The 16,583-nt window shown below is 42.3% G+C and carries 18 protein-coding genes; 17 read left to right on the top strand and 1 reads right to left on the bottom strand.

Going from position 1 to position 16,583, the window contains the following annotated elements:
• Window positions 1-14 precede the first annotated feature (14 nt).
• The 14 genes from gmk to spoVM all read left to right on the top strand — a co-directional run bounded on the left by gmk (window position 15) and on the right by spoVM (window position 13,210).
• Window positions 15-629 (top strand): guanylate kinase, encoded by a 615-nt coding sequence (gmk, locus tag LCL91_RS02625; RefSeq protein ID WP_224879710.1) that lies wholly within the window; start codon window positions 15-17, stop codon window positions 627-629.
• On the top strand, window positions 629-835 hold the full coding sequence (rpoZ, locus tag LCL91_RS02630; RefSeq protein WP_202407214.1) for a DNA-directed RNA polymerase subunit omega: 207 nt from the start codon (window positions 629-631) through the stop codon (window positions 833-835). The genes gmk and rpoZ overlap by 1 nt, the downstream gene beginning before the upstream one ends.
• A 105-nt stretch (window positions 836-940) precedes the next feature.
• A complete protein-coding gene (gene coaBC / locus LCL91_RS02635) occupies window positions 941-2,149 on the top strand; it encodes a bifunctional phosphopantothenoylcysteine decarboxylase/phosphopantothenate--cysteine ligase CoaBC (RefSeq protein ID WP_224879712.1) in 1,209 nt (402 codons plus the stop codon).
• The gene (gene priA, locus LCL91_RS02640; RefSeq protein ID WP_224879714.1) at window positions 2,146-4,545 is read left to right on the top strand and encodes a primosomal protein N'; all 2,400 of its coding nucleotides are present in this window, start codon (window positions 2,146-2,148) and stop codon (window positions 4,543-4,545) included. Before coaBC ends, priA begins: the two co-directional genes overlap by 4 nt.
• 21 nt (window positions 4,546-4,566) lie before the next feature.
• Complete coding sequence (gene def / locus LCL91_RS02645; RefSeq protein WP_224879716.1) at window positions 4,567-5,049, top strand: peptide deformylase; 483 nt, start codon at window positions 4,567-4,569, stop codon at window positions 5,047-5,049.
• Complete coding sequence (gene fmt, locus LCL91_RS02650; protein WP_224879718.1) at window positions 5,046-5,984, top strand: methionyl-tRNA formyltransferase; 939 nt, start codon at window positions 5,046-5,048, stop codon at window positions 5,982-5,984. Before def ends, fmt begins: the two co-directional genes overlap by 4 nt.
• Before the next feature lies 1 nt (window position 5,985).
• Window positions 5,986-7,320, top strand: coding sequence for a 16S rRNA (cytosine(967)-C(5))-methyltransferase RsmB (gene rsmB, locus LCL91_RS02655; RefSeq protein ID WP_224879720.1), 1,335 nt, complete (start codon window positions 5,986-5,988; stop codon window positions 7,318-7,320).
• A 77-nt stretch (window positions 7,321-7,397) separates the two neighbouring features.
• Complete coding sequence (locus LCL91_RS02660) at window positions 7,398-8,156, top strand: Stp1/IreP family PP2C-type Ser/Thr phosphatase (protein ID WP_224879722.1); 759 nt, start codon at window positions 7,398-7,400, stop codon at window positions 8,154-8,156.
• Window positions 8,150-10,207, top strand: coding sequence for a Stk1 family PASTA domain-containing Ser/Thr kinase (gene pknB / locus LCL91_RS02665; RefSeq protein WP_224879724.1), 2,058 nt, complete (start codon window positions 8,150-8,152; stop codon window positions 10,205-10,207). Before LCL91_RS02660 ends, pknB begins: the two co-directional genes overlap by 7 nt.
• A 10-nt stretch (window positions 10,208-10,217) precedes the next feature.
• The gene (gene rsgA / locus LCL91_RS02670) at window positions 10,218-11,105 is read left to right on the top strand and encodes a ribosome small subunit-dependent GTPase A (protein ID WP_098443339.1); all 888 of its coding nucleotides are present in this window, start codon (window positions 10,218-10,220) and stop codon (window positions 11,103-11,105) included.
• Window position 11,106: 1 nt separating this feature from the next.
• Window positions 11,107-11,754 (top strand): ribulose-phosphate 3-epimerase, encoded by a 648-nt coding sequence (rpe, locus tag LCL91_RS02675; protein ID WP_224879726.1) that lies wholly within the window; start codon window positions 11,107-11,109, stop codon window positions 11,752-11,754.
• Window positions 11,755-11,820: 66 nt separating this feature from the next.
• Window positions 11,821-12,372, top strand: a complete 552-nt coding sequence (gene thiT, locus LCL91_RS02680; RefSeq protein WP_224879728.1) for an energy-coupled thiamine transporter ThiT — start codon at window positions 11,821-11,823, stop codon at window positions 12,370-12,372.
• Window positions 12,369-13,028, top strand: coding sequence for a thiamine diphosphokinase (locus tag LCL91_RS02685; protein ID WP_224879730.1), 660 nt, complete (start codon window positions 12,369-12,371; stop codon window positions 13,026-13,028). The genes thiT and LCL91_RS02685 overlap by 4 nt, the downstream gene beginning before the upstream one ends.
• 98 nt (window positions 13,029-13,126) lie before the next feature.
• The gene (gene spoVM, locus LCL91_RS02690) at window positions 13,127-13,210 is read left to right on the top strand and encodes a stage V sporulation protein SpoVM (RefSeq protein ID WP_048309835.1); all 84 of its coding nucleotides are present in this window, start codon (window positions 13,127-13,129) and stop codon (window positions 13,208-13,210) included.
• A 46-nt stretch (window positions 13,211-13,256) separates the two neighbouring features.
• Here spoVM and rpmB read toward each other — a convergent pair whose 3' ends face one another.
• A complete protein-coding gene (gene rpmB, locus LCL91_RS02695) occupies window positions 13,257-13,442 on the bottom strand; it encodes a 50S ribosomal protein L28 (protein ID WP_098443343.1) in 186 nt (61 codons plus the stop codon).
• A 303-nt stretch (window positions 13,443-13,745) separates the two neighbouring features.
• Here rpmB and LCL91_RS02700 point away from each other — a divergent pair, with 303 nt between their 5' ends.
• The 3 genes from LCL91_RS02700 to sdaAB all read left to right on the top strand — a co-directional run bounded on the left by LCL91_RS02700 (window position 13,746) and on the right by sdaAB (window position 16,575).
• Window positions 13,746-14,108 (top strand): Asp23/Gls24 family envelope stress response protein, encoded by a 363-nt coding sequence (locus tag LCL91_RS02700; protein ID WP_048309833.1) that lies wholly within the window; start codon window positions 13,746-13,748, stop codon window positions 14,106-14,108.
• Between the two features lie 22 nt (window positions 14,109-14,130).
• On the top strand, window positions 14,131-15,807 hold the full coding sequence (locus tag LCL91_RS02705; protein ID WP_224879732.1) for a DAK2 domain-containing protein: 1,677 nt from the start codon (window positions 14,131-14,133) through the stop codon (window positions 15,805-15,807).
• A 105-nt stretch (window positions 15,808-15,912) separates the two neighbouring features.
• Window positions 15,913-16,575: an L-serine ammonia-lyase, iron-sulfur-dependent subunit beta gene (sdaAB, locus tag LCL91_RS02710; RefSeq protein WP_098443345.1), complete on the top strand. Its 663-nt coding sequence runs from the start codon at window positions 15,913-15,915 to the stop codon at window positions 16,573-16,575.
• Window positions 16,576-16,583 lie beyond the last annotated feature (8 nt).

Raw genomic sequence — 16,583 nt, forward strand, 5'->3', positions numbered from 1 at the left:
AAGTGGAGGTTAGTATGGAAAAAGAACGTGGGTTGTTAATTGTTCTCTCTGGCCCTTCTGGTGTTGGAAAAGGAACAGTAAGAAAAGCTTTCATGCATAATGCGGACGAGGTACAGTATTCCATTTCTGTTACAACACGCAAACCGCGTGAAGGTGAAGTAAACGGAGTGGATTATTTCTTTAAATCTCATGAAGAATTTGAAGATATGATCGAAAACAATAAGCTGCTTGAGTATGCTCATTACGTTGGGAACTACTATGGCACGCCTGTTGACTATGTAGAAGAAACCTTGCAGTCTGGGAAAGATGTGTTGCTTGAGATTGAAGTGCAAGGAGCAAAGCAAGTTCGCAAGCATTTTCCTGAAGGAGCTTTTATTTTTTTAATGCCTCCTAGCTTAACAGAACTTCGCAATCGTATCGTTAACCGTGGTACGGAATCGAATGATTTAATTGATAACCGTATGGGCGTTGCGAAAGAAGAAATCGAATTGATTGATGAATACGATTATATCGTTGAAAATGATCAAGTAGAATTAGCTTGTGAGCGAATTCGTGCTATTATTACAGCAGAGCACTTAAGACGTGATCGTCTTGCCCATAAATATAAGAATGTAACGGAGGTTAACTAATGATTTTATACCCATCGATTGACTCACTAATGGACCGCATTGATTCAAAGTACACACTTGCAACACTTTCAGCTAAGCGTGCGCGCACGATTCAACAAACTGGTAATGTTTATGTGGATCGTCCAAAGTCAGTAAAGGCTGTTGGGAAAGCACTTGAAGAAGTACTTGATGGCAAACTACTTGCAGACGGCATGATAGAAGACTGAGTGAAAAGTAACAACCTATGAGAATAGGTTGTTATTTTTTTCTTAAATTAGCTTCTCTTTACTATATTTATATTATGTTAACTATTTGGACGGAAGGTGAAACTTATGAGTCTAAAGGGAAAGAAGATATTGCTTTGTGTTAGTGGTGGGATTGCTGTATTTAAGGCAGCCGCTCTCACAAGTAAGCTGTATCAAACGGGTGCGGAAGTGAAGGTGTTAATGACAAAATCAGCTACTGAATTTGTTACACCATTAACGTTTCAAACGCTTTCCAGAAATGATGTTTATAAGGATACTTTTGAAGAAAAGGACCCAACAGCAGTGGCCCATATTGACGTAGCGGATTGGGCAGACATCGTTCTGATCGCGCCTGCTACAGCAAACATCATTGGTAAGCTTGCGAACGGAATCTCAGACGATATGATGTCAACGACGTTACTTGCTACTGAAGCTCCCGTATGGATAGCCCCAGCGATGAATGTTCACATGTACGACCATCCTGCTGTTAAGAAAAACATGGACATCCTCCGCTCGTTTGGCTGTCATTTTCTTGAACCTGGAGAAGGGTTACTTGCATGTGGCTATGTTGGTAAAGGACGCATGGCGGAGCCTGAAGATATCCTGGCAACGTTAGAAACGTATTTTAAGGAAGATACGAACGATTTAGCTGGGAAAAAAGTAGTCGTCACGGCAGGTCCTACGCGAGAACCGGTTGATCCTGTTCGCTATTTTACAAACTATTCCTCCGGAAAAATGGGATTTGCATTAGCAGAGCAGGCGGCGAAACGTGGTGCGGATGTCACATTGGTGGCAGGTCCAGTCTCTCTTCCCACTCCTCAAGGTGTTGAACGTATTGATGTGGTTACCGCAGAAGAAATGTTTGAGTCTGTTCTACAGGCAGCTGAGACGGCTGATATTGTCATAAAAGCAGCCGCCGTTGCCGACTATCGACCTGCTACAATTGCTTCAGAAAAAGTGAAGAAATCTGAGGGTGAAATGGTGATTGAGATGGAGCGGACGAAAGACATTCTTTGGACGCTTGGGCAAAAAAAGAAAAATCAAATTCTTGTTGGATTTGCAGCAGAGTCAGAGCGGTTGGATGAATTTGCACAGAAAAAGCTAGTAAAGAAAAATTTGGATTTGATTTGTGCGAACAATATTAAAGCAGAGGGTGCAGGCTTCGATAAAGATACCAATGTCATGACGCTTCTTCATCGTGATGGGGAACGCGTTGAACTTCCCTTGCAATCCAAGCATGAGGCAGCGAATCGCATTCTCGATGAAGTGAATCGATTGGACGTGACACGTTCATGATTGCAAAAGTCATAGTCGATGTACCGGCGAATCAAACTGATCGCCTGTTTGATTATGCGATTCCGGATGAATGGGAAGAAATGATAGAGCCTGGAATGAGGGTTGTGGTTCCTTTTGGACCGAGAAAAATTCAGGGGTTTGTGATCTCGGTCGCGAATGAATCAGAGCATGCTAAATTAAAAGAATTAAGTGAAGTAAAAGATGTTACTCCCATATTAACGCAGGAGTTACTTGATCTAGGGTTCTGGCTTACAGAAAAGGCACTTTGTTATGCAGTATCAGCCCTTCAGGCTATGTTACCAGCTGCGATGAAAGCAAACGTGACGAAAACAGTTGTGCTTGGAAATCGTCCCAATCAAGAAGCTCCATGGCATCGGATGGTATCCTCTAACGGAGTGAAATGGGACGATTTTCTTTCGCATATTAGTCATAAAGAATTAAACCGGGCCATCAAAAACGATGAGCTTGAGGTACGGTATGATGTAAAGGAAAAGACCGCTCCTAAAACCATTCTCTCTGTATCAGCGGCACTTCAGAAGGACGAGCTTCAACAAGAAAAGGAAAAGATGGGAAATCGCGCATTGAAGCAACAGGAAATCATCGCGCATTTCATAGAGAATGAAGGGGCTGTTTCGTACAAAGAGCTCATGGATATGCTTGATACAACGCGGTCAACGATCAAATCACTCGTCTCAAAAGAAATATTAAAAGAAGAAGAAGTTGAGCTTTACCGTGATCCTTATAAGGGGCGCGAATTTACTCCTTCGACAGCTCTTGAGCTCACAGACTTGCAACAACAAGCGATAACCCCTATTTTAACAAGTATTGAAGAACATCATCATGAGACATTTCTTATTCATGGCGTAACAGGGAGCGGGAAGACAGAAATTTATTTGCAGTCGATTCACCGCGTGCTAGAGCAGGGCAAGGAAGCCATTGTGCTTGTTCCCGAAATCTCATTAACACCACAAATGGTGACCAGGTTTAAAAGTCGATTCGGTTCCGAGGTAGCGGTCTTACATAGTGGGCTTTCCCGTGGAGAAAAGTACGATGAGTGGCGAAAAATTCATCGGAAAGAAGTTAAAGTTGTTGTTGGCGCACGTTCAGCCGTTTTTGCTCCATTTACGAATCTTGGCATTATCATCATTGATGAAGAGCATGAGAGTAGCTATAAACAAGAAGAAAATCCAAGGTATCATGCAAGGGATGTAGCAATTAAGCGTGGCGAATATTACAACTGTCCGGTTGTATTAGGGAGCGCAACGCCATCGCTTGAATCGTATGCACGCGCATCAAAAGGCGTTTATACCCTTCTTGAATTGTTGCACAGAGTAAATAAGCAGGCTATGCCGACTGTCTCAATTGTTGATATGAGAGAAGAATTACGAGCCGGTAACCGCTCGATGTTCTCAAACGATCTTTATGACAAATTAAAAGATCGATTGGAGAAGAAAGAGCAAACGGTGCTTTTTTTAAACCGCCGAGGTTATTCTACTTTCGTGATGTGTCGGGACTGCGGGTATGTAGCAGAGTGTCCTCATTGTGACATTAGCTTAACGTATCACAAGATCAACGGCACGATGCGGTGTCACTATTGTGGCCATGAAGAGCGTTTTCCAACTCAATGCCCTGAGTGTGAAAGTGAGCACATTCGCTTTTTCGGTACAGGTACACAGCGCGTTGAGGAAGAACTAACAAAAATTCTTCCAGAGGCACGGGTGGTGCGGATGGACGTTGATACAACGAGACGTAAGGGAGCACATGAGAAGCTCTTGAATCAATTCGGAGAAGGAAAAGCAGATATCCTACTCGGAACACAAATGATTGCCAAAGGTCTTGATTTTCCAAATGTTACCCTTGTTGGGGTATTAGCAGGAGATGCCATGCTCCATATTCCTGACTTCCGAGCTTCGGAGAAAACGTTCCAGTTGCTAACGCAAGTAAGTGGACGTGCAGGACGTCATTTGCTACCAGGTGAAGTAATTGTTCAATCCTATACACCTGAACATTACAGCATTGAAATGGCTGCCGAACACGACTATCAGTCCTTTTATCAGCGTGAAATGGTCACACGAAAACAATTTGGTTATCCTCCTTTTTATTTTCTTGCCATGGTGAATGTTTCGCATGAAGAGTTAACCAAAACAGTTGATGTGACAGAGAAAATTGCAGCTTATTTAAAGGAGCACTTATCAAACCAAAGTGTTGTGTTAGGTCCTGTAGCTTCACCGATCCCACGGATCAAAGATAGATATCGCTATCAATGCATGATAAAATACAAAACTGAACCGAACTTAACTCATCATTTAAAAGAAATTCAAAAGCATTTTTCAAAGGAAATAAGTCGTGGTGGTTTACAGCTATCCATCGATACACAACCTTATATGATGATGTAGAATGTGAAAGGGAGTATACGCGTGGCTATGAGAGAAATTGTGTTGCATCCAAATGAGGTGCTTGAAGTTGAATGCGATCCTGTAGAGGAATTCGATAAAGAGTTGCATCAGCTACTCGATGATATGTTTGAGACAATGTACGCAGCAGAGGGCGTTGGACTCGCTGCACCACAAATCGGTATTCGAAAACAAGTTGCCGTTGTTGATACGAGAGAAGAAGAGGCATTAGAACTAATCAATCCAACGATTATTAAATCATCCGGAAAAGAAGTCGACCTTGAAGGTTGCTTAAGTTTCCCGGGTCTATTTGGCGAAGTTGAGCGACCATATACCATCACGTTAAAAGCGTTGAACCGTTTTGGTAAACCGTTTAAATTAAAAGCGGAAGGGTTCTTTGCAAGAGCGATTCAGCATGAGATTGATCATCTTCACGGTGTATTGTTTACAGAGAAAGTCATTCGCTACATTGACCCTGAGCAGGAAGGAGACGGTGAAGAACAATGACAAAAATCGTATTTATGGGGACACCGGATTTTTCTGTTCCTGTTCTTGATATGCTTGTAGAAGAAGGGTATACGATCGTCGGTGTCGTGACGCAACCAGACCGTCCAAAAGGGAGAAAAAGAGTGTTAACGCCGCCTCCTGTTAAGGTTGCTGCTGAGAAGCATGGTCTTCCGGTGCTACAACCTGAGAAAGTGAAAGATCCGGCTCAACTTCAACCGATTCTAGATTTAAATCCAGATTTGATCGTAACGGCTGCCTTCGGCCAAATCTTACCAAATCAGCTTCTTGAAGCACCGAAGCACGGTTGTATTAATGTCCATGCGTCACTGTTACCGGAACTTCGCGGTGGTGCACCAATTCATTATTCAATCCTGCAAGGAAAAAAAGAGACGGGCATTACGATTATGTATATGGTGGAGAAACTAGATGCGGGTGATATTTTAACTCAGTCAATCGTACCAATTGAAGAACGCGACCATACTGGGAGCCTTCATGATAAATTAAGTGCTTCTGGGTCAGAGCTTTTAAAAGAAACGTTGCCAAAGCTTCTTAACGGTGAATTAACGCCTGTGAAGCAAAAGGATGATGAGGCGACGTTTGCCCCTAATATTAAACGGGAGCAAGAGCGAATCGACTGGACAAAAACGGGTGAAGAAATTTATAACCACATTCGCGGCTTACACCCATGGCCAGTGGCCTTTACACAATATGAAGGTAAAGTAATGAAAGTCTGGTGGGGAGAGAAGATCGAAAGTGCTGAGAAGGCTGAGCCAGGCTCTGTCCTGTATACAGACGCGGATGGACCTGTTGTTGCAACAGGAAACACGACCGCGATTAAGTTAACGGAAATCCAACCAGCAGGCAAGAAGCGCATGACATCTGCGCAGTATTTACAAGGTAGAACATTCGAGAAAAATGAGAGATTTGGTGAATAGTATGACAAACGTAAGAGAAGCAGCACTTGATGTAATTGAAAAAATCAATAAAAACCAGGCATATAGCAACCTCTTGTTAAATGAAACAATTAAAAAGCACCAGTTAAGTCGCAAAGATACGGGCTTGTTAACCGAAATCGTATACGGAACGATTCAGCGAAAGAGTACTCTTGACTTCTATCTCGATGATTTTCTAACAAATCGAAAAAGAATTCAGACGTGGGTCATTTCTCTTTTACAACTTTCCCTTTATCAAATGGTTTATCTTGACCGTGTACCGGATCGTGCCATTATTCATGAAGCAGTTGAAATAGCTAAAAAACGAGGACATAAAGGCATCAGTGGTATGGTGAACGGAGTGCTTCGGAATACCCAACGCAAAGGACTTAAGAACCCTGAAGCGATAGAGGATGTTGCAGAACGCATTTCGATCGCAAAAAGTCACCCACTCTGGCTCGTGCAACGTTGGATCGACCAACTTGGTGTTGAAGCAACGGAAGCAATGTGTGAAGAGAACCTACTTTCCCCATATGTAACGGCTCGTGTAAATGTGACACGAACATCTGTTAATCAAGTGATCGACGATCTTGCAAAGGTAGGCGTAGAAGCGGTTCCAGGAAGTCTATCAGAAGATGCCATTAAAGTCATTCAAGGGAAGGTCCTTGATACAGACGTTTATAAGCGCGGTGACTTAACGATTCAAGACGAAAGTTCGATGCTTGTAGCACGAGCACTTGGCGTTGAACCTGGCCATAAAGTTCTTGATGCGTGCGCAGCACCAGGTGGGAAATCAACTCACATCGCAGAGCGACTTAATGGATCTGGACACGTAAATTCTCTTGATCTTCATGCGCATAAAGTGAAATTAATCAAGAAGCAGGCCCAGCGTTTGAACTTACGTGCGATTGAAGCAGAGACGCTAGACAGCCGAAATGTAGGTGAACGCTTTAAAGCCAAATCATTTGATCGCATTCTCGTTGACGCTCCATGTACTGGTTTTGGTGTGTTACGAAGAAAGCCTGATATTAAATGGTCGAAAAAAGAGGAAGATATTGAGCGCATTACGGTTGTGCAAAAAGGAATTCTCGAAGCTCAAGCGTCTCTTTTAAAACCAGGTGGAAAATTGGTTTACAGTACGTGTACAATAGAAGGAGCGGAAAACCAGGAAGTGGTAAAACAATTCTTGGAAGAACATCCTGAATTCACCATAGACAAAACACTCGCTAACCGTTTGCCTAAGAATGTGGCGGAGTACTGTGAAGAAGGACAACTTCAGCTTCTTCCACATTATTTTGGCACGGATGGTTTTTATATCGCATGTTTAGTTAAAAAATAATGCTGGATGCTGGTGAATCGTCTGTTTACAGGCGATTCTTCCCGCATTCTTGTGATAAGAGGAGACGGGGTAATCACATGCAAGCAATCGCATTGACAGATCAAGGCCAAGTAAGGGCATACAATGAAGATAGCACCACATTTCTCCGCAATCACCTAGACGAATATTTAGTCATTGTAGCAGATGGTATGGGTGGTCATCAGGCAGGTGACGTGGCAAGTGCACTCGCAGTCGAATCATTGGAGAGAAGTTGGAAAGATGAAAAAGCAGGATTTCGCCCGGGAAGAGCGGAAGCTTGGCTTTTACATACGATTCGAAAAGCAAATGAAACGATCCTTGCCTTTTCAAAAGAAAAACCTGAATATGCCGGGATGGGCACAACGCTTGTCGCCGCAGTTTGTACTAATGAATTTATTACGATTGGCCACGTTGGAGACAGCCGGGCTTATTTATTTGGAGATCGTGTTCTTAATCAAAAAACAAGTGATCATTCTCTTGTCAATGAACTCGTGAAGAGCGGTCAGCTTTCAGCTGAAGAAGCAGAAGATCACCCACGGAAAAACGTTCTCTTGCGTGCACTTGGAACAGATGATGATGTGAAAGTAGACGTTCACACGTTCGAGTGGGATGAACATGAAGCAGCGCTTTTTTGCTCTGATGGGTTAACGAATAAAGTATCAGACAATGACTTGGAAAAAGTAATGAACTCTGAAGGTTCTCTTAAAGAGAAGGCAACAGAGCTTATACGCTTAGCGAACGAAGCAGGTGGAGAGGATAACATTACAGTTGCAATAATCGAGAACTCTTCAGCTTCTGGAAGTGAAACCTCATGCTAGGTAAGCATATTAATGGACGTTACAAACTGCTTGAAGTCATTGGAGACGGCGGGATGGCTATCGTCTATCGAGCTTTAGATTTAATCCTGGATCGGACGGTTGCTGTAAAGCTGCTTCGTCCAGAATTCTCCCAAGATGATGATTTTATCAAGCGATTTCGTCGCGAAGCTGAATCTGCGACCAGCCTGGCGCATCCGAACGTAGTGTCAATCTATGACGTTGGGGAAGAAGAAGATTTTTACTACATCGTTATGGAATACGTAGCAGGAACCACGCTCAAGCAGAAGATTCGTGATCGTGGTGCTCTGCCTATTGAAGAAGCGCTAGATATTATGAAACAAATGACGTCTGCTATTGAGCATGCCCATGAGAATCACATCATTCACCGGGACATTAAGCCCCATAATATTCTTATTGATGAGTATGGAGATGCAAAAGTAACGGATTTTGGAATCGCGATGGCGATGACTTCCGCAACGATTACGCATACCAATTCGGTACTAGGCTCTGTTCATTATTTCTCGCCTGAACAGGCCCGTGGGGCATTGGCGAATGAACGCTCAGATATTTATTCTCTTGGAGTCGTGCTATACGAAATGGTAACAGGAGTACTTCCTTTTTCAGGGGACTCTCCGGTTTCTGTCGCGTTAAAGCACCTACAAGATCGTTTTCCTAAACCTAGTTTAATCAATACCTCTCTACCAAGAAATGTCGAGCATATTATTATGAAGGCAATGGCCAAAGAACCTGTCCAACGTTATCAAAGTGCACTAGAAATGTATGAAGCGCTCGATATGGCTCTCGACCCGACAAAAGTTTATGAAAAACCACCCGAACAGGATGATGAAGAAGCGACAAAAGTCTTAACACCTGTCACACCTGATAGTCGAGGTGTAGAACAGAATACGGCGCCGCAACAACCTATTCATAATGATGAATCTAGTGAACCTCCAAAAAAGAAAAAGAAGGCAGGAAAGATCGCAATACTTGTGATGCTCCTACTCTTACTTCTTGGCGGAGCAGGTGCGCTAGCCTTCACATTTATGCCTGATCTCTTCTATGTGAGTGACGTGGAAGTTCCAGATGTAACGGGAATGGAATACGAGGAAGCAAGATCCGCATTAATTGATCAAAAACTTGATGTAAAAAAAGAAGACCAGTTTAGTGAAGAAGTAGAGGAAGATCAGGTTATCAGTCAGGATCCTACTGCTGGGACCATGGTGAAAGAAGATAGTACGGTCACACTTTATGTTAGTATAGGAGCTGAAAAAACAGAGCTTGGCGATTATATAGGGAAACAGAAAGATGAAGTGGAAGCTTTATTAAAAGAACAGGGATTTGAGAACATTAAATTCGAAGACGAATACCGTGACGATGCTCCTGAAGGTGAAATCTTTGATCAAAGTCCTGAATCTGGGAAAATGGTCCTGCCAACAGAGGATGCGATCGTGATATGGTATAGCTTAGGTTCAGAATCATTTCCTCTCGAAGATTTAAAAGATAAAACGAAAGCCGAAGTGGAAGAATATGCAGGGGATGAAGAGTTAAAGCTCGCATATAGTGAGCCAGAATTTAGCGACTCTGTCGAAGAAGGATCTGTTGTTTCTCATTCTCCAAGTACAGCTGCTCAAGTGAAAAAAGGCGATGAGATTACAATTACCTTATCCAAAGGTCCTGAGCCGGAACCAGAGCCGGAGCCCGAACCAGAACCAGAACCGGAGCCAGAACCGGAGCCCGAACCAGAACCGGAGCCCGAACTAGAACCAGAACCTTCTCCTGAAGAGGAAGCGATTGTTGTTCCTAACTCCTTTAAGATCGATGTGAAAAAGGGTGAAGAACATTTAATTGAAATCCTTTACACTGATTCGACAACAGAAGGCGAAGAAATCTCTGAAACCATTACTGAAACAAAGGAAATTAATTTTGATTTAACGATCTATCCTGGTGAGGAAGCTTCGTATAAAACCTTTGTGGATAATAAAGAGAAAAAAGAAAACTCGAAAACCATCACATATGAAGAAGCAAAACAAAAATACGGTAAAAATGAGTAAGGAGTCCTACATGGCAGATGGAAGAATAATTAAAGCATTAAGCGGCTTTTATTACGTGCAGGATGAAGTGAATAAAGAAATTTACCAATGTCGAGGAAGAGGGAACTTCAGAAAGCGGAAGATCACCCCTCTTGTTGGTGACTTTGTTGTATATGAAGCAGAAAATAAAACGGATGGTTACGTTCTTGAAATTAAAGAAAGAGAAAATGAATTGGTACGTCCTCCAATAGCCAATGTTGATCAGGCATTTCTTGTATTTTCAGCAACTCAACCGACGTTTAATACGCAGCTTCTTGACAAATTTCTTGTTCATATTGAAGCGAGTGATATTCGACCGATCATCTGCATTTCGAAGATCGATCTTGTTTCAAATGCTGAAGAAAATGAAATTATGGCTTATGCAGATGATTACCGGGAAGTAGGGTACGATGTGGTTGTTTCATCTGCCCAGAGTCTTTCAGGCGTAGCAGAAATCGAACCCTATTTTCAAGAAAAAGTGACAGTATTTGCGGGACAATCTGGAGTTGGGAAGTCCTCACTCTTAAATGCCATAAATCCTGACCTTGAGCTTGATACAAGTGATATCTCTACGCATCTTGGTCGTGGAAAGCATACGACGAGACATGTTGAACTTATCCCTTTTGGATCTGGACTTGTAGCTGACACGCCTGGTTTTAGTTCACTCGACTTTAGAGGAATTGAAGCAGACGACCTATGGCTTTATTTTCCGGAGATACAAGAAAAAAGTAGTGAATGTAAGTTTCGAGCATGTACCCATCAATCAGAACCAGGCTGCGCGGTTAAAGTAGCGGTAGAAAAAGAAGAAATTAAAGCGTATCGTTACGATCATTATTCTTCTTTTTTCCAGGAAATCAAGGATCAAAAACGGAGGTACTAACATGATAAAAATTGCCCCTTCTATTCTAGCTTCAGATTTTGCCAGATTAGGTGAGGAAGTAAAAGACGTCGAAGCAGCAGGAGCTGACTACATTCACGTTGATGTGATGGATGGACACTTTGTGCCTAATATTACAATTGGTGCCCCAATTGTACGCGCACTACGTCCGGTAACTTCACTACCGTTAGATGTTCATCTTATGATTGAAAATCCCGATCAGTACATTGAAGAATTTGCGGAGGCTGGCGCCGATATTCTTACGGTTCACGCTGAAGCTTGCCCGCATCTTCATCGGACGATTCAACTAATTAAAAGCAAAGGTGTTAAAGCTGGTGTTGTCATTAACCCAGCCACACCTGTTGATGCCATTAAACACGTTATTGAGGACGTCGACTTAGTCTTACTAATGACGGTAAATCCTGGCTTCGGAGGACAGGCGTTTATTGACCGTGTGCTTTCTAAGATTACAGAAACGAAACAGCTTGCCGATTCATTAGGCGTCTCCCCTGAAATTGAAGTGGATGGTGGAGTGAACGCGGAGACGGCTCGTGCATGTATTGAAGCAGGAGCTACTGTGCTCGTTGCGGGGTCAGCAATTTATAGTCAATCTGATCGGAAAGCGGCCATTGAACAAATACGTCAATCATAAAACAGCGGGGCTCTTCCCGCTGTTTTTTCATAAGACAAAGCTTAGGTAATGGAGGAATTAGGATTCATGAAGAAAGATAATCGGCTTCTTTTGCTTGTAGAGATCGCTTTAATGGCTGCCGTTGGCGTGATACTAGATTTATTGTCAATCAGGTTATGGCCAAATGGTGGTTCCGTGTCGCTAGCCATGGTGCCCATTTTTTTAATCGCTTACCGAAGAGGGCTAGGTGCAGGTTTAACAACTGGATTATTAGTTGGGATTTTGCAACCTCTGATCGTCCCGCCTTTTTATGTTCATCCCATTCAATTTTTACTAGATTATCCTATCGCCTTTATGATTGTTGGTATGGCTGGGATTTTCAGCGTGACAGTGGACGCACCAAAACGAAAGCGCATGATGATGATCGTTCTGGGGTGCTTAACTGGATCACTTCTTCGGTTGGTCAGTCATTTTATTTCTGGAGTGATCTGGTTCGGTGATATGGCACCAGAAGGAACACCTGTGGCATTATATTCATTCCTTTATAACGCGTCTTATTTACTGCCAACTGCTGCTGTCTCGATCATCGTTCTTGCCTTGCTCTCAAATCAAGCACCTAAGTTGGTGCATAAACAATGAGAGCAAATCACATTTATATTGTGGCAGGAGGACCGGAAGAGGACCTTCCAGCTCATCTTCTTAAAGAAAAAGACGTTAGGTGGATTGGGGTAGATCGTGGCGTCTATACACTATTAAAAAATGGTGTTATTCCTGAACATGGATTTGGGGATTTTGACTCAGTAAGCGCGGAAGAACGGAAATGGATGGAAACGCATGATTTGCCTTTTACCGTTTATCCATCAGAAAAAGATCACACAGATCTAGAAATTGCACTCGATTGGGCAATCGATGAAAAGCCTGATGCGATTACGATGTTTGGAGTAACAGGGGGAAGGCTTGATCATAGCTGGATGAACGTTCAAATGTTAATCAAGGGTGTGAAAGCAAACGTATCACTTTCCATTGAGGATAAATTAAACCGATTAGAAATGAAAGAGCCTGGTACATACTCTGCTCAAAAGGATGCTCGTTTTCCATATATGTCCTTTCTTTCTTTTACTCCTGAAGTAACTGGTTTAACGCTTGTTGGCTACCGTTATCCATTGATAGAAAGGCACATATCCTGGGGATCCAGTCTTTGCATTAGCAATGAACTGGTCGAGGAAAATGGGTCTTATTCATTTAGTAGTGGCATACTATTGGTGGTAAGAAGTTCGGACGCCGAGCAGGTTTAGGTACTATTTCAATTTCGGCGAATATAATAGTAATGCATCTTATATTCTCATATTGTTCATCCTGGGGTCCATCTTTGACTTTCTGAGGAGGGGGAAATATGAAGTTTTATACGATTAAATTACCAAAATTTCTCGGTGGTTTTGTGAGAGCTGTGCTCGGGTCTTTTAAAAAAAATGAGTAGTTGAAATGAAAAAAAGCACCCGATTGGGTGCTTTTTTTTACGTTTACTATGCGCGTTCGATTTTGCCTGATTTAAGAGCACGAGCAGATACATAAACTTTCTTAGGTTTACCATCTACCATGATGCGTACCTTTTGAAGGTTAGCACCAAATTTACGTTTTGTTGTATTCAACGCGTGAGAACGCTTGTTACCAAACGAAGTCTTGCGTCCAGTGATTGCACATTTAGCCATTGTTTCTACCTCCTTACTGTCCTACATTGCACAAAAAGTGCAGGATAAATCCTCCACTATAGTATCATGTAGGTGTAGTGAATGCAAGATGTTTAACACGTCTTATCAAGAAAAAAACTTAACAGTAAAAGCTTATCATAATAGAGGTTTTAAATGATGAACTTTTATTATATGTGATATTGTAGTAAAATAACGTTAGCTCTGCAAAGGATTTATTTTTTCTTTATAATGTTATGAATAGAATCTTATTGAGGATAAAACTGTTAAGTGGTCAGTTCTTAAATCGCTAAGGGAGGAAATATAATGGCAATTGAAATGAAAACCCAGTACGGACAAATTGATATTTCGACGGAAGTAGTCGCTGCGATTGCAGGTGGCGCAGCAATTGATTGTTATGGTATCGTTGGAATGGCTTCGCAAAAGCAATTAAAAGACGGCATCACTGAACTATTGGGGAAAGATAACTTTAGCAGAGGGATTGTCGTACGTAAAGATGAAGATGACCTTAACATTGACATGTACATTATCGTAAGCTACGGCACTAAAATTTCAGAAGTAGCTCATAACGTGCAAACAAAAGTAAAATATCAGCTTGATCAAATGCTCGGGCTATCAGTTGATTCAGTAAACATTTACGTCCAAGGGGTTAGAGTGACCAACCCATAAGTGGAGTTAGGAGGAAAAGTCTGTGACGATTCAAAAGATTGATGGGAAGCGTTTTGCGCACATGGTTCTTGAAGGAGCAAATAATCTTTCAAAGAATGCCAAAATGGTAGATGCGCTAAATGTTTTCCCTGTACCAGATGGAGATACTGGTACAAATATGAACTTAACAATTACATCTGGAGCAGCTGAAGTACGATCCAGCAGCTCTGATAAAGTAGGAGACGTAGCATCTCTTTTTGCAAGAGGCTTATTGATGGGCGCACGCGGGAACTCTGGCGTTATTTTGTCTCAGCTATTTCGAGGGTTTTCAAAGTCAATTGAAGGAAAGTCTGAGATTACAAGCGTCGAGTTAGCTGCCGCACTTGAGAATGGCGTGGATTCTGCCTATAAAGCTGTTATGAAGCCAGTAGAAGGTACTATTCTTACCGTTGCAAAGGATGCTGCTCGTAAAGCAGTGAAGTCTGCCAAGAAAATATCAGACGTTGTCGAGCTGATGCAGGTGGTTGTAAAAGAAGGAAAAGAGTCTTTAAACCGTACGCCTGATCTCCTTCCTGTACTAAAAGAAGTTGGCGTCGTTGATTCTGGCGGTCAAGGTTTATTGTTAATCTATGAAGGATTCCTTGCTGTACTTGAAGGAAAAGAAACACCTGATTCTTCCGTTGATGAAGAGAAGATGGATGAGCTTGTGCGAGCTGAGCACCACAAAAGTGCACAGGGTCATATGAAAACAGAAGACATTGAATTTGGCTACTGTACAGAGTTCATGGTTCAATTTGAAGAAGAAAAGCTTGCCAAATCACCTTATGACGAGGAAGCATTTCGAAATGAACTTGATAAGCATGGTGACTCCTTGCTAGTTGTCTCTGACGATGATCTCGTTAAAGTACATATGCATACTGAATATCCGGGAAACATTATGACGTATGCACAAAATTACGGGAGCTTAATTAAGATTAAAATTGAGAATATGCGAGAGCAGCACTCAACAATCATGAAAGAAGAGCGTCCGAAGCAGGAGAAGAAAGAGAAACCTGCTGAACGTAAAGAGTATGGGATTATTACGGTGTCAATGGGCGAAGGAATCGCAACGTTGTTTGAGAGCCTTGGCGCTCATTACGTCATCCCAGGTGGACAGACGATGAATCCGAGCACAGAAGATATTATCAAGGCAATTGAAGAAGTGTACGCTAATAATATCATTATTTTGCCAAACAATAGCAATATTGTGATGACTGCACAGCAGGCTGCTTCTGTTGTTGATGAGAACGTCATTGTTATTCCATCTAAGACGGTGCCACAGGGTATTTCGAGTCTCCTTGGCTTTAACCCTTCTGCTAGTGCTCAAGCAAATGAAGAAGCGATGAAAGATAGTCTTTCAGCTGTAAAATCAGGTCAAGTAACGTTTGCTGTACGCGATACGAAGATTGACGGGATTGATATCGCAAAAGACGACTTTATGGGAATCGCGGACGGTAAAATTGTGGTTTCTGAACAAGAACGTCTTGAAGTAGCTAAGGCGCTTTTAGCATCTATGATTACTGAAGACGATGAAATTGTTACGATTATTTACGGGGAAGACGCTGAGCAGGAAGAAGCAGAAACCCTTGCAGCATATATCGAAGAGCAGTTTGAAGAAGTTGAAGTTGAGCTTCATGAAGGTAAACAACCGATCTATGCCTATATTATGGCCGTGGAGTAGATTGACTAAATAGTTGCGGAAAAAGAAACGTGGCATGAGCCAGGTTTTCTTTTTCTGTATAGAACTCCTTTTATTAAATAAAGCAAGTTGAGAGGTGGCGTCAACGTGAAGTTTCGCAGTGTATTCGATATTATTGGGCCTGTAATGATTGGTCCATCAAGCTCTCATACAGCTGGAGCAGCTAGAATAGGTCGTGTGGCAAGACATTTGTTTGGTCGTGAGCCAAAGTCGATCACCGTTTCACTATATGGGTCGTTTGCAAGAACCTACAAAGGACATGGTACTGACGTGGCGCTAATCGGTGGCGTTCTCGATTTTGATACATATGACGAGAGAATCGTGAATGCGCTTACAATAGCGAAGGAAAAGAAAATCAAAGTTCGCTTTACGGAAGAAGATGCGATCACAGATCATCCAAATACTGCGCGCATTCACCTATCAGACGAAAAGGGAGAACTGGAGCTTGTTGGAATCTCCATCGGCGGTGGTAAAATCGAGGTTATTGAACTTAATGGATTTGCGCTAGGACTTTCAGGGAATAGTCCAGCGATTCTCGTTGTTCACAATGATCGATTCGGCGCGATTGCAGGTGTATCAAACACGTTAGCCAAACATGAGATTAACATTGGGCACATGAATGTATCGCGAAAAGAGAAGGGTAAAGAAGCGCTAATGACGATTGAAGTGGACCAAAACATTCCACAAATTGTATTAGATGAAGTGGAATCGTTGCCGAACATTATACAAGTTGCAAAAATTAGCGATTAAGCCATAGA

Origin of the sequence: Guptibacillus hwajinpoensis (assembly GCF_020171785.1) — a bacterium.
GTDB classification, from domain to species: Bacteria; Bacillota; Bacilli; order Bacillales; family Guptibacillaceae; genus Guptibacillus; species Guptibacillus sedimenti.

What these genes read in the sequence shown, in the direction of transcription:
- rpoZ (WP_202407214.1), top strand. Translation starts at nt 629, where the DNA reads ATGATTTTATACCCATCGATTGACTCACTAATGGACCGCATTGATTCA.
- spoVM (WP_048309835.1), top strand. Translation starts at nt 13,127, where the DNA reads ATGAAGTTTTATACGATTAAATTACCAAAATTTCTCGGTGGTTTTGTG.
- rsmB (WP_224879720.1), top strand. Translation starts at nt 5,986, where the DNA reads ATGACAAACGTAAGAGAAGCAGCACTTGATGTAATTGAAAAAATCAAT.
- thiT (WP_224879728.1), top strand. Translation starts at nt 11,821, where the DNA reads ATGAAGAAAGATAATCGGCTTCTTTTGCTTGTAGAGATCGCTTTAATG.
- LCL91_RS02685 (WP_224879730.1), top strand. Translation starts at nt 12,369, where the DNA reads ATGAGAGCAAATCACATTTATATTGTGGCAGGAGGACCGGAAGAGGAC.
- LCL91_RS02660 (WP_224879722.1), top strand. Translation starts at nt 7,398, where the DNA reads ATGCAAGCAATCGCATTGACAGATCAAGGCCAAGTAAGGGCATACAAT.
- rpmB (WP_098443343.1), bottom strand. Translation starts at nt 13,442, where the DNA reads ATGGCTAAATGTGCAATCACTGGACGCAAGACTTCGTTTGGTAACAAG.
- gmk (WP_224879710.1), top strand. Translation starts at nt 15, where the DNA reads ATGGAAAAAGAACGTGGGTTGTTAATTGTTCTCTCTGGCCCTTCTGGT.
- priA (WP_224879714.1), top strand. Translation starts at nt 2,146, where the DNA reads ATGATTGCAAAAGTCATAGTCGATGTACCGGCGAATCAAACTGATCGC.
- pknB (WP_224879724.1), top strand. Translation starts at nt 8,150, where the DNA reads ATGCTAGGTAAGCATATTAATGGACGTTACAAACTGCTTGAAGTCATT.
- LCL91_RS02700 (WP_048309833.1), top strand. Translation starts at nt 13,746, where the DNA reads ATGGCAATTGAAATGAAAACCCAGTACGGACAAATTGATATTTCGACG.
- rpe (WP_224879726.1), top strand. Translation starts at nt 11,107, where the DNA reads ATGATAAAAATTGCCCCTTCTATTCTAGCTTCAGATTTTGCCAGATTA.
- fmt (WP_224879718.1), top strand. Translation starts at nt 5,046, where the DNA reads ATGACAAAAATCGTATTTATGGGGACACCGGATTTTTCTGTTCCTGTT.
- coaBC (WP_224879712.1), top strand. Translation starts at nt 941, where the DNA reads ATGAGTCTAAAGGGAAAGAAGATATTGCTTTGTGTTAGTGGTGGGATT.
- rsgA (WP_098443339.1), top strand. Translation starts at nt 10,218, where the DNA reads ATGGCAGATGGAAGAATAATTAAAGCATTAAGCGGCTTTTATTACGTG.